Source organism: Streptomyces albidochromogenes (assembly GCF_005981925.1).
Lineage (GTDB): Bacteria > Actinomycetota > Actinomycetes > Streptomycetales > Streptomycetaceae > Streptomyces > Streptomyces albidochromogenes.
In genome coordinates this window covers 1-428 of sequence record NZ_VBVX01000767.1, presented here as the reverse complement: position 1 = coordinate 428, position 428 = coordinate 1, and the positions used below count along the sequence as shown (strand labels likewise).

Genomic DNA, 428 nt, shown 5'->3' with positions numbered 1-428 from the left:
CGCCCACCCCGAGGCACTGGCCCTGCGCCTGGGCACCGCCGACCGCCCCGCGCCCGACGGCGGCCGACCGCTGCCCGCCGTGCCCGTCACGGTGGGCCTGCGCGAAGTGGGTTCGCTGGGCCTCGCCGGTCCCCGCGCCCGCCTGGCCGGCCTCGCCAGGGCGGTCGTGGCCCAGTTGGCCGCACTGCACTCCCCGGCCGACCTCGAGATCGTCCTGATCAGCACGGACAGGGCGAGGCCGCTGCGGGACCGCACCGCCGAGTGGGCCTGGCTCGGCTGGCTGCCGCACCTGCGCCCCGCCCACGGCCAGGACTGCCGGCTGCTCCTCGCGTACGACCGCGACCAGGCCACGGCCCGCATCGCCGAACTGATCCGCCGCACGGAGGACGAGGGCCACCTCCGCCCCGCCCACGAACCTGTCTCTTATA

The 428-nt window shown here is 77.1% G+C and carries 1 pseudogene; it reads left to right on the top strand.

The window, feature by feature from the left end:
* Nucleotides 1-428, top strand: a pseudogene (locus tag E2E34_RS35105) (hypothetical protein); the annotation flags it as partial.